The following is a 14,514-nucleotide window of genomic DNA, read 5'->3' as shown; positions in this document are numbered from 1 at the left end:
AAAATCGCGCGTTCTTTGTGACTTTGTCGCTTGAGGCGTTTTTTCGCCCGCCCGGGCGTTTGCTGGAAACGGATTGCTCCGGCGGGCGGGAAAAAAGGACGCGGGCGTGACATTGCGGCCGCAGCCGGTCGGCCCGGGCAGGCGCCGCCCCCGGGGCCGGGGGCGGCGGCAGGCGGGATCAGAACCCGGCCTTGATCTTCTCGAACTCGGCGGACTGGCGTTCGCGCAACTGGCCCGGCATCGGAAGCTGGGTCAGCACGGGCGCGTCGATCGGACCCAGCCCCACCTCGGTCAGCGCCTCCTCGCCGATCGCGGCCATCGCGGCGGCATTGGCATGGCCGAAGCCTGCGGCCAGCAGCGCCTCGGTCGAGGACGGGTCGAGCAGCGCATTGATGAAGTCATAGGCCTTGTCCACCGAGCCCTGGCCGTCCTTGAGCTTGGCATAGCCGCACATCCACAGCGACGAGCCCTCGACCGCCTCGCGCTGGAAGCCGACGGGAAAGCCCTGTTCGGCCATGGTCGGCACCGTCTCGTTCCACGCCCAGGCGATCAGCACCTCGCCCGTGGCCAGAAGCTGCGCCAGTTCTGCGGGGTCCACCCAATAGGTGCGCAGGTTCGGATGCACCTCGCGCAGCCAGGCGGAGGCAGCGGCGAACTGTTCGTCCGTCGCCTCGGTCCAGTCGGTGGTGCCGGTCGCCAGATAGGCCAGGGCATAGGCGTCGTCGACATTGTCAGGCAGCGTCACCCGGCCGGCATAGTCGGGGTTCAGGAAGACCTGAAGCGAGGCGACGGCCTCGGCGGGCACCTGGTCGGTGTTGTAGGCGATGCCGGTCGAGCCGAAATCGCTGGGCACGAAGAATACCTCGGTCGCATCGACCAGCGCCTTGCCCTTCAGATCGGCATTGATGTCGGCCCAGGCGGCGATCCGGCCGGTATCCCAGGGTTCCAGGATTCCCGACTCTGCCCATTTCGTCACCGACCCCGCGCAGAGGTGGCTGACATCGGCCTTGAAACCGGAACGCAGCTTCTGGAAGGCTTCTTCCTCGTCGCCGAAGAAGGTGAAGCTGGGCGGCTGGCCATGCTGTTCGGCATATTTGGTGTGAAAGGCCGGATCCTCGAAACCGGAATAATCGAAGACCAGCAAATCGGGATCGGCGGCGAGGGCCGCAGAGCCGATCAGCGTGGCGGCGGAACAGGCAAGGAAGGTGCGCATCGTCATTCGTCATCCCTTTGGTTGCGGGGTGAGTGTGGGGGCACGCTAGCGATGCGCCGGTGCCCGCTCAAGGGGAATAGGGGGGACTCGCAACCGGCTCACGGCTCTGTCAAAAGGGGTGAGGTGAAGGAGGGCGGGATGGGCGCGACGCTGGTGACGGCCGACTGGTGCCGGATGATGGCACGTTACAATCGTTGGCAGAATCGCGCGGTGTTCGAGGCGGCGGGCGCCTTGCCACTGGAGGCGCGCGAGGCTGATCGCGGCGCGTTCTGGCGTTCGATCCGGGGAACTTTGTCGCACCTTCTCTGGGCCGATCATGCCTGGATGGCGCGGCTTGACGGCTGGGATGCGCCGGATCTGTCACGGGCCGACAGCAGCGATTTCGTCCCCGACTGGGTCGATCTGCGCTCGAAGCGGCAGATCACCGACGCCCGGATCAGCCGCTGGACGCAGGCGCTGACCGACGGGGCGCTGGCGGACGACCTGACCTGGTATTCGGCGGTGTCGGAGCGCATGGTCACGCTGCCGCGCGCGTTGTGCGTGGCGCACATGTTCAACCACCAGACCCATCATCGCGGCCAGATCCACGCGATGCTGACCGCTGCCGGGGCCGATCCGGGGCCCACGGACCTGCTTCTGTTGCCCGATCTTGCGGGCTGAGACCAAGGGAGAGAGAGGATGTTCAAGGCGCTGGTCGTCGAGAAGGACGAGGATGGCAAGACCCGTGCGGGCGTGCAGGATCTGGACGAAAGCCGCCTGCCCGAGGGCGAGGTGACGGTCGCGGTCGAGTATTCCACGCTGAACTACAAGGACGGGCTGTGCATCGGGCCGGGCGGCGGGCTGGTGCGCAGCTATCCGCATGTGCCGGGGATCGACTTTGCGGGCGTGGTCGAGGCAAGCGAGGATGCGCGTTACAAGCCCGGCGACCGGGTGGTGCTGACCGGCTGGCGGGTGGGCGAAAGCCATTGGGGCGGCTATGCCCAGAAGGCCCGCGTCAAGGCCGACTGGCTGGTGCCGCTGCCCGAGGAACTGACGACGCGCGCGGCGATGGCGGTGGGCACGGCGGGGTTCACCGCGATGCTGGCGGTCATGGCGCTTGAGGATCACGGGCTGAAACCGGGCGACGGGCCGGTGCTGGTGACGGGGGCGGCGGGCGGCGTCGGCTCGGTCGCGACGGCGATCCTGGCAAAGCTCGGCCACGAGGTCGTCGCCGTCACCGGCCGCCCCGAGACCGAAGCCTATCTGCGCGATCTGGGCGCGGCGCGCATCCTGCCGCGCGAGGAACTGACCGAGGTCACGAGGAAGCCGCTGGAAAGCGAGACATGGGCGGGCTGCGTCGATTCGGTGGCGGGCGCGATGCTGGGGCGCATCCTCAAACAGATGAAATACCGCAGCTCCGTCGCTGCCGTGGGGCTGGCGGGCGGCGCGGCCATCGAGGGCGCGTTGATCACGCCCTTCATCCTGCGCGGCGTGAACCTTCTGGGCATCGACAGCGTGCTGCGGCCGCAACAGGACCGGCTGCGCGCCTGGAGCCGGATCGCGACGGACCTGCCGCTGGACAAGCTCGAGGCGATGATCCGGCCCGCGGTGCTGGCCGATCTGCCCGCGCTTGGCGCCGATATCCTGAAGGGCCGCGTGCAGGGGCGGGTCGTGGTGGATGTGAATGCCTGAACCTGTTCGCGCCTAGCGCGAAGCCATGGTATTTCAAGGCTTTGCAATCATCCCGCCGGCCGTCTAGACAGGCAGGACAACAGATGCCCGACACCGCCGGAGCCAAGATGGTCGCGCTCGATCCCGAGTTTGTCCGCAACCAGTTCCCGGCCTTCCGGCAGAAGGACCTGCGCGACAAGGTGTTCTGCGAGAATGCAGGTGGGTCTCTTGTCTGCCGCTATGTGATCTGGCGCATCCACCGCTATTTCAACGAGCGCCGAGTCCAGCCTTATGGCGCCTATCCCGCCTCGCAGCAGGCGGGCGCCGAGATGGACGAGGCGCGGCTGCGGCTGGCCGCCCATCTGGGCGTGGTCCGCGACGAGGTGCATTTCGGCCCCTCGACCTCGGGAAATACCTATGTGCTGGCCCAGGCGTTCCGGCAATGGCTGGCCGAGGGTGATGCGATCGTGGTCACCGATCAGGACCACGAGGCGAATTCCGGGGTCTGGCGGCAACTGGCCGAGCAGCGCGGGCTGGCGATCCGCGAATGGAAGGTCGATCCCGATACCGGCCATCTCGATCCCGGGGCACTTGCTGCGCTGCTGGACGAGCGGGTGCGGCTGGTCTGTTTCCCGCATGCCTCGAACATTTTGGGCGAGGTGAACGATGTGGCCGCGATCTGCCGGATGCTGCGCGGCGCCGGGGCGCTGAGTTGCGTGGACGGGGTCGGCTACGCCCCGCATGGCCTGCCCGACCTGCGCCGTCTGGGGGCCGATATCTACCTGTTCTCGACCTACAAGACCTATGGCCCGCACCAGGGCGTGATGGTGATGCGGGGCGAACTGGCGCATCGGCTGCCGAACCAGGGCCACTGGTTCAACGCGGATGATACCGTCAAGCGGTTCAATCCCGCCGGGCCCGATCACGCCCAGATCGCGGCCTGCGCGGGGATATCGGACTATGTCGACGCGATCTATGACCACCATTTCCTGGGCGGGCGGGATGCGCGGGGGCGGGCGGACAAGGTCGCGGAACTGTTCCGCCAGCAGGAAACCGCGATCCTGACGCCGCTGATGGAGTATCTCGCCGGTCGGCCCAACCTGCGCGTTCTGGGGCCGAAGCGCGCGGACAGGCGGCTGCCCACCGTGTCGGTCGCGCTGTCCGAGCCCGCCGCGCAGGTGGCCGAGCGGCTGGCGCGGCACGGCATCCTTGCGGGCGGGGGCGATTTCTATGCGCGACGACTGTTGCAGGCGATGGGGGTGGACCCGGTCCGCGGCGTTCTGCGCCTCAGCCTGTTGCATTACACGCTGCCCGAAGAGGTTGACCGGCTGATTACCGCGCTAGATAGCGAGCTTTGAAACCGGAACCCGAATGTCCGATGCTTCCCCGATCCTGTGGTGGGTCCGCCGCGACCTGCGTCTGGCCGACAATCCCGCGCTGGCGTCAGCCTGCGGTTCGGGGCGACCGGTGGTGCCGGTCTTCATCCATGACGATTCCGTGGCGGCGCTGGGTGCGGCCGCGAAATGGCGGCTGGGGCTGGGGGTCGAACATCTTGCCCGCACGCTGGGCGCACGCAATTCGCGGCTGATCCTGCGCCGGGGCGATGCGCTGACGACGCTGCGTTCGCTGGTGGCCGAGACCGGCGCGGGCGCGGTGATCTGGTCGCGTGCCTATGACCCCGACAGCATTGCCCGCGACAAGGCGGTGAAGGCCGCGCTGACCGCGGACGGGATCGAGGTGCGGTCGGTTCCGGGCTTTCTGCTGTTCGAGCCCTGGACGGTCGAAACCGGGCAGGGGGCGTTCTACCGTGTCTATACGCCGTTCTGGAAGGCGGTGCGCGAGCGTCCCGTGGCCGAGCCGCAGCCCGCGCCGGGCATCATCCCGCGCCCCGAACGCTGGCCCGCGACCGAGGAAATCGAAAGCTGGCGCATGGGGGCGGCGATGCGGCGGGGTGCTGCGGTCGTCGCGCGCCATGCCTGCGTCGGAGAGGAGGCGGCCCAGGACCGCCTTGCCGCCTTTGTCGAGGCGCGGATCGCGGACTACAAGGCGCGGCGCGACTTTCCCGCAGCCAATGCCACCTCGCATCTGTCCGAGAACCTGACCTGTGGCGAGATCTCGCCCCGTGCCCTCTGGCATGCGGGGCTTTCGGCGATGGTCGCGGGCAAGGCAGGTGCTGAGCATTTCCTCAAGGAAATCGTCTGGCGCGAATTCGCCTGGCATCTGATGTGGCACAGTCCGCATATCGCGACGGCCAACTGGCGCGAGGGCTGGGACAGCTTTCCCTGGTCCACCGACGAGACCGCCGCCGGGGTGCTCGCCTGGAAACAGGGCCGCACCGGCATCCCCCTTGTCGATGCCGGCATGCGCGAGATGTATGTCACCGGCAGGATGCACAACCGCACGAGGATGATCGTCGCCTCCTACCTGACCAAGCACCTGATGACCCATTGGCAGGTCGGGCTGAAATGGTTTGCCGACCACCTGACCGACTGGGACCCGGCGGCGAATGCGATGGGCTGGCAATGGGTTGCGGGTTCGGGTCCCGATGCGGCGCCCTATTTCCGCATCTTCAACCCGGTCAGCCAGGCCGAGAAGTTCGACCCCGATCACGCCTATCTCGACGCCTGGATCGCCGAGGGCCGCGTCCGGCCGTCCGACACGGCGCTGTCCTATTTCGAGGCGGTGCCGCCCTCCTGGGGGCTGTCGCCTGCCGACCGCTATCCGGCCCCGGTCGTCTCTGCCGAGGAGGGGCGCAGGCGCGCGCTGGCCGCCTATGAGGCGCGCAGCGGCTGAAGGGGCATTGCGCGGTCGGGCGCGCATCTGCAAGAAACAAGAAAAAGGGGAACGAGGGAGCCGGGATGAGTGTCCTGACAACGACAAGAGGGCAGGCCAACCTGCCACGCTATTTTGCGCAGGTCTTCGATGTGGCCTGTTCCATGGCCCATGGGCGGCTGGATTTCGTGCTGCCCGACGGGCGCCGGTTCCGCGCCGAGGGCCGCGCTCCGGGTCCGGTTGCCGAACTGGACATCCACGATCCGGATGTGTTCGCCCGGCTGATCCGCGAGGGCGATCTGGGTTTCTGCGAAGCCTACCTGGACGAGGGCTGGTCCACGCCGGACCTGATGGCGTTCATGGATCTGGTTCATGCCGACAATGACGAACTGTTCGACGGATTCCTCGGCATGGGGCTTGTGCGTGCCTATGAGCGGTTCCGCTTCTGGCTGCAGCGCAATACCAAGCGGCAGGCCAAGCGGAACATCGCGGCCCATTACGACCTCGGCAACGGTTTCTACGGACTCTGGCTTGACGAGAGCATGACCTATTCCTCGGCGCTGTTCCGCACCGGTCAGGAAAGCCTGGAACATGCGCAGGAGCTGAAATACGCCTCGATGGTCGACGAGATGGGGGTGAAGCCCGGCGATCATGTGCTGGAGATCGGCTGCGGCTGGGGTGGCTTTGCCGAATACGCCGCCGCCAAGCGCGGGCTCAGGGTCACCGGGCTGACCATCAGCCGCGAGCAGCATGATTACGCGGTCGAGCGCATCCGCCGAGCCGGATTGTCGGACCGGGTCGAGATCCGGCTGCAGGATTACCGCGACGAGACCGGCACCTATGACGGCATCGCCTCGATCGAGATGTTCGAGGCGGTGGGGGAAAAATACTGGCCGGTCTATTTCGCCAAGCTGCGCGACTGCATGAGGCCGGGGGCGCATGCGACCTTGCAGATCATCACCGTGCAGGAACGTCGCTTCGAGATCTACCGCAAGGGCGTGGACTTCATCCAGAAATACATCTTTCCCGGCGGCATGCTGCCCAGCCACACCATCCTTGGCGACCTTGCCCGCGCGGCCGAGCTTGAGGTGACCCGCTCGATCGAGTTCGGCGAAAGCTATTCGCTGACGCTGCGCCGCTGGCACGAGAGCTTCAACGCACGCTGGGACGAGGTGGCGGATATGGGTTTCGATGCGCGCTTCCGGCGCATGTGGAACATGTATCTGACCTCTTGCGCGGCGACCTTCCACAGCGGAAACTGCGACGTGACCCAGTTCACCGTCACGAGACCCGCCTGATCCATGCCCACCGCAGCAAAGCTTGTCGCCGCCCTGCTGTTCGCTGCGGTGGCGTGGTTCACCTCTGACGCGCTGGTGCCGCAATTCCCCGAGGGCACAAACCTGGGCAATTTCGTCCTTGTCAACACGGTGATCGGCGTCTTTGTGGGCTGGCTCGTGATGGGGCGCCTTGCGGGCGAGGGCTATGGGGTTGCGCTTGCCTCGGGGCTGCGGACCTCGGCCGTGCTGGTGTTCTATGCGCTGCTGTTCCACGCGATCTACGAGATGCTGCGGCAGTCCACGCGGATGCGCTTTGACGGCGTCATGGACGCCCTGAACGGGATGATCGCCCTGATCGGCGAATATGGCCTCAAGCTTGTGACCGCTCCGGTCGCGATGGGGATCCTGATCCTTGGCGGGTTGCTGGCGGCGCTCGTCGTGGAGTTCGTCTCGCATCGCTGGAACTGAGGGGGCCTGATTGGATCGTCTGTTCCTTTACGGCACGCTCTGCCATCGGCCGCTTCTGGCGCGCGTTCTGGACCGGCCCGAGACCGATCTGGTGCTGACGCCCGCCCGGCTGGCCGATCACGCCGTTCACTGGGTCGAGGGCGAGAGCTTTCCGGCGATCCACCCGGCGCCGGGTGCGGTGGCCGAGGGGCTGTGTCTTGAGGGCGTCGATGCCGAGGCGCGCGCGCGGCTCGACTATTACGAGGGCGGATACGGGTTCGCGCTGGGCTTGGTCACGGTCGAGACCCGGGCAGGCCCCTGCAGCGCCGGGGTCTATGAGGCCCGCAGCCCGGCGCCGTGCCCCGGTGCCGCGTGGCGGCTTGCCGAGTGGCAGGCGCATTGGGGCGAAATCGTGACGCTGGCCGCCGAGGAGGTGATGCTGGGCTATCCCGGTCGCGATCCTGAATTGAACGCAAGGCGTTACCGGATGATCCTCGCGCGGGCGGCGGCGCGCATCCGGGCCCGTGAACCGGCGCCCGCGACGCTGCGCCGGCCCACCCGGCCCGACGATATCGAGGAATTCGCCCGCAGCCAGCCCTATGCCAATTTCTTTGCGGTCGAGGAATACGATTTCCGCCATCGCCGCTTTGACGGGGCCTGGAGCCCGGCTGTGAACCGCGCCGCCTTCTTCACCGCCGATGCCGCCACCGTGCTGCCCTATGACCCGGCGCGTGACGCGGTGCTTCTGATCGAACAGTTCCGCGTCGGCCCCTATGGCAGGGGCGACAGCGAATGCTGGTCGCTCGAGGCGATCGCGGGGCTGATCGACCCCGGCGAGACGCCCGAGACCACCGTTCGGCGCGAGGCGGTCGAGGAAGCGGGGATCACCCTTGGGCCGCTGCACCGGGTCTATGGCTATTATCCGTCGCCCGGCGCGAAGACCGAGTTCATCTATTCCTTTGTCGCCGAGGCCGACCTGCCCGAGGGCACCGGCGGGCTGGGCGGGCTGGCTGCCGAGGCCGAGGATATCCGCGCCCATGTCGTGCCCCTTGCCCGCGCGCTGGTTCTGGTCGAGACCGGCGAGATCGGCAATGCGCCGCTGATCCTGTCACTGCTGTGGCTTGCACGGAACCGTGAGAGGTTGCGGGCTTCGGGTTGAGTTCCAGCGCCTGCCCCCGTAGCACTAGAGGAAACGGGAGGCGAAGGCGGCATGGATATCGGCAGGGATCTTGCGGGGCTGATCGGCAACACGCCGCTTCTGCGGCTGAACGGCCCGTCCGAGGCGACGGGCTGCGAGATCCTCGGCAAGGCCGAGTTCATGAATCCGGGCCAGTCGGTCAAGGACCGCGCGGCGCTGTGGATCATCCGCGACGCCGTGGCGCGCGGCGCGCTTCGGCCCGGCGGCACCATCGTCGAGGGCACGGCGGGCAATACCGGCATCGGGCTGGCGCTGGTGGGCGCCTCGATGGGATTCCGCACGGTGATCGTGATCCCCGAGACGCAAAGCCAGGAAAAGAAGGACATGCTGCTGCTGGCGGGCGCCGACCTGGTCGAGGTGCCCGCCGCGCCCTATTCGAACCCGAACAATTTCGTCCGCTACTCGGCCCGGCTGGCCGCGCATCTGGCCGAAACCGAACCGAACGGCGCGGTCTGGGCCAACCAGTTCGACAATGTGGCGAACCGGCAGGCGCATGCCGACAGCACTGGCCCCGAGATCTGGGACCAGACCGGGGGCAGGGTGGACGGCTTCATCTGCGCGGTGGGCTCGGGCGGCACGCTGGCGGGGGTGGCGATGGCGTTGCAGCCCCGGGGCGTCAGGATCGGGCTGGCCGATCCCGAGGGTGCGGCGCTTTACAGCTATTACACCGCCGGCGCGCTGAAATCCGAAGGCTCCTCGATCACCGAGGGGATCGGGCAGGGGCGGATCACGGCGAACCTCGATGGGCTGAAACCCGATTTCTGCTGCCGCGTGCCGGATAGCGAAGCCTTGCCCATCGTCTTCGACCTGCTGGAGAAAGAGGGGCTTTGCCTTGGCGGATCGTCCGGCATCAACGTGGCGGGCGCGATGCGGATGGCACGCGAGATGGGGCCGGGCCATACCATCGTAACCGTGCTTTGCGATTATGGCACGCGCTATCAGTCGCGGCTGTTCAACCCCGACTTCCTGCGCGGCAAGGGCCTGCCGGTGCCCGGCTGGCTGGACGCGCCGCGCCGCGCCCTGCCGGAGATGTTCGAGGGATGAGCCGGGTGCTGCAACTGATCGCTCTGGTCCTGTTCGCGGCGCTTGCGGGCCCGCTGGCCGCGCCGATGGCCGTGGCCCAGCAGGCGGCGCCTGCCGGGGCGACTGACGCGGATGCGGGCCTGCCCGATTACGAAGCCTGGGAGCGGGTCGCCTCACGCGCCGAGGAATCCCTCTCGACGGGCCTCGCCTCCGATCAGGCCCTTTCGGAGCTGCGGGCCGAGCTGGCTGACTGGCGCACAAGGCTTCTGAATGCCCAGGGCATCAATGCCTCCCGGATCAAGACGCTGCGCGAGCAGATCTCGGCGCTTGGCCCCGCGCCCGCCGAGGGCGAGACCGAACCCGAGGAGATCGCCCGCCGCCGCGCCGAGCTGGCCCGCCAGCTTGCCGACCTGCAGGCGCCGGGCCTGAAGGCGGTCGAGGCGCACAGCCGCGCCGACGGCATGATCCGCGAGATCGACGTCCTGATCCGCGAGCGGCAGACCAGCAAGCTGCTGGAACTCGGGCCGACGCCCTTGAACCCCGTCAACTGGGCCAACGGCGCCCAGGCGCTGCGCAAGGCGCTGTCCGGCATGATGGCCGAGGTCGCAGATGCCTGGGCGACGCCGTCCGGTCGCCAGACCTTCCGCGAGGATCTGCCCGCCACGTTGCTGTTCCTGGCGATGGCTGCGGTGCTTCTGGCGCGGGGGCGGCGCTGGGTCGTGCTGCTGTCAGAGCGGCTGATCCGGTCGACCCGGCAGCGCGGCGCGGCGGTCTCGTCCGCGCTGGTCTCGCTGGGCCAGATCGTCGTGCCCACGGTCGGGCTGGTGCTGCTGGCCGCGGCGCTCGGATCGACCGGGCTTGCCGGACAACAGCTCGGCACGATTCTCGTCGCCCTGCCGGTGATCGGGCTGACCTTCTTTGCCGCGCGCTGGCTGGGCTCGCGGGTCTTTGCCGAGCATTCGGTCTCGCGCCGGCTGTTCGACCTGCGGCCCGAACGGATGGCCGAGGCGCGGTTCCTTTCGACCGGCATGGGCCTGGTCGTCGCCCTGGCGGGCCTCCTGGGACTCGTGGGCGAACTTGCCGCCTTTTCCAGCGAGGCGAAGGCGGTTCTGGGCTTCCCGCTGGTCGTCGTCGGGGGGCTTCTGCTGATACGGCACGGCCAGATCATGATCGCCCAGGGCCGCACCGACCCGGGGCCCGACCAGCAACGCCCCTATCGCAACCGGGTGATCGGTCTCGTCGGCCGCGCCGCGATCATGCTGGGGGTGATCGGCCCCACGCTCGGCGCGATCGGCTACAAGGAGGCGGCCGACTTCTTCACCTATCCGCCGATTCTGACGCTGGCGCTTCTGGGCCTTCTGATGGTGCTGCAGCGCTTCGTCGGCGACGTCTACAACCTGGTGACAGGCCATGACGATGCCGAGGGTGCGGGCGAGGCCCTGATCCCGGTGCTGCTCGGTCTGGTGCTGGCGGTGCTGGCGCTGCCGCTGCTGGCGCTGATCTGGGGCGCGCGCGTGGCCGACCTGACCGAGATCTGGGCACGGTTCCTGGCGGGGTTCACGCTGGGCGACACGAGGATTTCACCGGCCGATTTCCTGACCTTCGCCATCATCTTCGGGATCGGCTACGGGATGACACGGCTGGTGCAGGGCACGCTGCGCACCACGGTCCTGCCGAAAACGAAGATCGACCCGGGCGGGCAGACGGCCATCGTCTCGGGGTTGGGCTATGTGGGTCTTTTCCTTGCCGCGCTGGTCGCGATCACCACGGCCGGCATTGACCTCTCGTCGCTGGCCATCGTCGCCGGGGCGCTCTCGGTCGGCATCGGCTTCGGGCTTCGGACGATCGTCGAGAACTTCGTCTCGGGCATCATCCTGCTGATCGAGCGACCGATCAGCCAGGGCGACTGGATCGAGGTCGGCGGCGTGATGGGCATCGTTCAGGACATCTCGGTGCGCTCGACCCGGATCCAGACCTTCGACCGGACCGACGTGATCGTGCCCAATGCCGATCTGGTATCGGGGCAGGTAACGAACTGGACGCGGCAGAACCTGACGGGTCGGGTGATCCTGAAGGTCGGGGTCGCCTATGGCAGCGACACCCGCAAGGTCGAGAAGATCCTCCGCGAGATCGGCGAGAGCCACCCTCTGGCGATGGTCAATCCGCCGCCCACGGTGGTGTTCCAGGGCTTTGGGGCGGATGCGCTGGAGTTCGAACTTCGGGTCGTTCTGCGCGACATCAATTACGGTCTGTCGGTGCGGACCGAACTGAACCACGAGATCGCTCGACGCTTTGCCGAAGAAGGGATCGAGATCCCCTTTGCCCAGCGCGACATCTGGCTGCGGAACCCCGAAGCGCTGCGCACGCGGGCGCGTTCGGCCGGGCCGCCGGAGCAACCGCCCCGGCAGGAGGACGAACCCCAGCCGGAGCCGCAGGACGATACCGGGCCGGGAGAGATGGACGCGGACGGCCCTGATGGCGGCGGCACGCGATGAACGCCCCGCGCCGAGTGCGGTGCTTGTGATTGCGGCGTGGGGAGCGGGACCGATCGGGACCTTTGCCCGATAGACCTGGGCGCGAGGCGGATCACCGAAAGCGCCAACCCTTTGCTGACCGGGCCGCGCGGATCAGATGGATGCCGCGTCCGCTGCGTGTTGGGGCGGTCCCGGCGCGCCGGTCAGGGCAGCAGGACCGTGGCCCCGGTCGTTTCCCGGGCCTCCAGCGCGCGATGGGCTGCCGCCGTTTCGGCCAGCGGCCGGATCTGGCCGATCTGCGGGGTAAGGGACCCGGCGACGATGGCGGCGAAGAGGTCGGCGGCCCGGGCGCGCAATTCGTCAGGGTCAGCGATGAAATCGAACAGGACGGGCCGTGTGGCCGACAGGCTGCCCTTGGCAAGATCCGAGATGCGGAAGTCGTCCAGCATGCCCGAGGATTGGCCGAAATTCACGAACATGCCACGTTTCTTCAGGCAGGCGAGCGAGCCGCGCCAGGTGTCGCGCCCGACGCTGTCATAGACCGCATCGACGCCCGCGCCATCGGTGGCTGCCATCACCGCCGGGACGAAATCGCCGGCGCTGTAGTCGATCACCGTCTCATAGCCATGGTCACGCGCCATCGCCACCTTGTCCGGCCCGCCCGCCGTGCCGATGGCGCGCACGCCCTTTGCGGCCAGCCACTGGCCAAGCAGCAGCCCCACGCCCCCCGCCGCGGCATGGATCAGAACGCTCTGGCCCGCGCGCACCGCAAAGCTGTCATGGACCAGGTAATGCGCCGTCAGCCCCTTGAGCATGACGCTGGCCGCGATCTCGTCGGGGATTGCGTCGGGCAGCCGCACCAGCCGGTCGGCAGGCATGGCCCGCGCCGTGCAGCAGGCGCCGTTCGGCGTGGTATAGGCCACCCGGTCGCCGATTGCGAAGCCCGTGACGCCCGGCCCCAGCGCCTCGATCACGCCAGCGGCCTCGTCGCCGGGGATCAGGATGTCACCGGGCCAAGGGTAAAGGCCCGAGCGGAAATAGGTGTCGATGAAATTCAGCCCGACAGCCCGGTGCCGGACCAGGACCTCGCCCTCCTCGGGGGCGTGCATCGGCCAGTCCACCCAGTCCAGCACCTCGGGGCCGCCCGGCTCGCGCGCGATGATCGCCTTTTCCATGGGTTACGCTTTGAATTCCGGGTCAACGGGAACCTGAAGCGCCGTCACCAGCGCGTTGGTCTGCGCGGCAAGGCCGACGATGGCCAGCAATTCGCCAAGCATCTCGTCGGTCATGCCCTTGGCCCGCGCGCCCGCCGTGTGGGAATGCACGCAATATTCGCAGCCATTCGCGATCGAGACCGCCATGTAGATCATTTCGCGCGTGACCGGGTCAAGCGCGCCGGGCCGCGTCATCACCTGTTTCACCTGCGCCCAGGTCGATTCCAGAACCGCGGGCTGGTTCGCAAGCGCACGCCAGACATTGTTCACGAAATCGGTCTTGCGGGTGGCGCGGATGTCGTCGAACACCGCCTTCACGCGCGCATCCGCCTCAACCTCGGCATCGCTCCAGATCCTGACCGTGGCCATGGGCCCTCCTTCGTTGCGGATGGCGCGCCGGATCAGACCAGCGCGAAGATGCGGGCGGGTCCGCCGGTGCCGCCGCGATGCTTGGGCGCGCCGATCACCAGCGTCGCCCCCGCGGCGGGCACCTTGTCCAGATTGGCCAGGCATTCGATGCCGAAGCGGCCCGCGGGCAGCCAGGCGTAATGGGTGGCGAAATCGGCCGACGGCCCATGATCCAGCGAAAGCGTGTCTACCCCGATCGAGCCTGCGCGGGTTTCCTCCAGAAGCATCTGCGCGGCCTCGACATGGAAGCCCGGGTAATGCTGCTTGCCCTCGGCATCGGCGCCACGGAATTTCGGCCCGTCGACATGGGCGGCCCAGCCCGAATGCATCGCCACGCAGGCATTGTCGGGGATCTCGCCATGCGCGGCGATCCAGGCACGGATGTCATCGGGCGTGACCTGCGCATCGGCATCCCCGGCCGCACGCGCCGCGATGTCGATCACGCAAAGCGGCGCGATCAGGCTACCCACCGCGATTTCGTTCACCGCCGCGCCATCGGCCGAGAAATGCAGCGGCGCGTCGATATGGGTGCCGGTATGCTCGTTCACCCGGAATTCCGACAGGTTGAAGCCGTGTTCTGCAAAGGTGAATTTCTGCTCGGGGAAGAACTGCTGTTCGCCGAAATAGGTGGCAAAGCCCTCGTGCAACTCATGGGTCATGTCGGTGACGCCGCCATGGCCCTGCGCCAGCGCCGCGGGCGCCGAAGCCGTCACACCGGCGGCGGCCGCCACGCCAGCCCCGGCCGCGGCCCGGAAAAAGCCGCGCCGCGACAGCATCCGGTCCTTGACGCGGTTCATCACGCAGATATCGCACATCGTCTCTCTCCCTGTTGGCCGGG

Annotated in this window: 13 protein-coding genes; 9 read left to right on the top strand and 4 right to left on the bottom strand. The window is 67.8% G+C overall.

Going from position 1 to position 14,514, the window contains the following annotated elements; genetic code table 11:
- Positions 1–178: 178 nt before the first annotated feature.
- A complete protein-coding gene (locus tag NHN26_RS06590; protein ID WP_253088710.1) occupies positions 179–1,219 on the bottom strand; it encodes an extracellular solute-binding protein in 1,041 nt (346 codons plus the stop codon).
- 132 nt (positions 1,220–1,351) lie between these two features.
- On the opposite strand from NHN26_RS06590, the gene NHN26_RS06585 reads away from it, so the two are divergent.
- From NHN26_RS06585 to NHN26_RS06545, 9 genes are all read left to right on the top strand, one after another.
- A complete protein-coding gene (locus tag NHN26_RS06585; protein WP_253088709.1) occupies positions 1,352–1,873 on the top strand; it encodes a DinB family protein in 522 nt (173 codons plus the stop codon).
- Between the two features lie 18 nt (positions 1,874–1,891).
- A complete protein-coding gene (locus NHN26_RS06580; protein WP_253088708.1) occupies positions 1,892–2,884 on the top strand; it encodes an MDR family oxidoreductase in 993 nt (330 codons plus the stop codon).
- A 107-nt stretch (positions 2,885–2,991) separates the two neighbouring features.
- Positions 2,992–4,221 carry an aminotransferase class V-fold PLP-dependent enzyme gene (locus NHN26_RS06575; RefSeq protein ID WP_253088816.1) on the top strand — a complete coding sequence of 410 codons (1,230 nt, stop codon included), beginning with the start codon at positions 2,992–2,994 and terminating at the stop codon, positions 4,219–4,221.
- Positions 4,222–4,234: 13 nt separating this feature from the next.
- A complete protein-coding gene (locus tag NHN26_RS06570) occupies positions 4,235–5,656 on the top strand; it encodes a cryptochrome/photolyase family protein (RefSeq protein WP_253088707.1) in 1,422 nt (473 codons plus the stop codon).
- 65 nt (positions 5,657–5,721) lie between these two features.
- Positions 5,722–6,933: an SAM-dependent methyltransferase gene (locus NHN26_RS06565; protein ID WP_253088706.1), complete on the top strand. Its 1,212-nt coding sequence runs from the start codon at positions 5,722–5,724 to the stop codon at positions 6,931–6,933.
- 3 nt (positions 6,934–6,936) lie between these two features.
- A complete protein-coding gene (locus tag NHN26_RS06560; RefSeq protein ID WP_253088705.1) occupies positions 6,937–7,380 on the top strand; it encodes a TrgA family protein in 444 nt (147 codons plus the stop codon).
- Between the two features lie 10 nt (positions 7,381–7,390).
- On the top strand, positions 7,391–8,518 hold the full coding sequence (locus tag NHN26_RS06555; protein WP_253088704.1) for an NUDIX domain-containing protein: 1,128 nt from the start codon (positions 7,391–7,393) through the stop codon (positions 8,516–8,518).
- A 51-nt stretch (positions 8,519–8,569) separates the two neighbouring features.
- Positions 8,570–9,601, top strand: coding sequence for a cysteine synthase A (locus NHN26_RS06550; RefSeq protein WP_253088703.1), 1,032 nt, complete (start codon positions 8,570–8,572; stop codon positions 9,599–9,601).
- Entirely contained in the window at positions 9,598–12,075 is a 2,478-nt protein-coding gene (locus NHN26_RS06545) for a DUF3772 domain-containing protein (RefSeq protein ID WP_253088702.1), read from the top strand. Before NHN26_RS06550 ends, NHN26_RS06545 begins: the two co-directional genes overlap by 4 nt.
- 182 nt (positions 12,076–12,257) lie before the next feature.
- On the opposite strand, the gene NHN26_RS06540 is transcribed toward NHN26_RS06545, so the two are convergent.
- From NHN26_RS06540 to NHN26_RS06530, 3 genes are read right to left on the bottom strand one after another with little or no spacing between them, the layout of a single operon-like run.
- Positions 12,258–13,229 (bottom strand): quinone oxidoreductase family protein, encoded by a 972-nt coding sequence (locus NHN26_RS06540; RefSeq protein WP_253088701.1) that lies wholly within the window; start codon positions 13,227–13,229, stop codon positions 12,258–12,260.
- 3 nt (positions 13,230–13,232) lie between these two features.
- Positions 13,233–13,637: a carboxymuconolactone decarboxylase family protein gene (locus NHN26_RS06535; RefSeq protein WP_253088700.1), complete on the bottom strand. Its 405-nt coding sequence runs from the start codon at positions 13,635–13,637 to the stop codon at positions 13,233–13,235.
- A gap of 32 nt (positions 13,638–13,669) precedes the next feature.
- Positions 13,670–14,491, bottom strand: coding sequence for a cyclase family protein (locus NHN26_RS06530; protein ID WP_253088699.1), 822 nt, complete (start codon positions 14,489–14,491; stop codon positions 13,670–13,672).
- Between the last annotated feature and the right edge of the window lie 23 nt (positions 14,492–14,514).

Origin of the sequence: Rhodovulum tesquicola (assembly GCF_024128855.1) — a bacterium.
Lineage (GTDB): Bacteria > Pseudomonadota > Alphaproteobacteria > Rhodobacterales > Rhodobacteraceae > Rhodovulum > Rhodovulum tesquicola.
The sequence above is the reverse complement of the archived record's forward strand: the minus strand, read 5'-3'. Positions and strand labels throughout refer to the sequence as shown.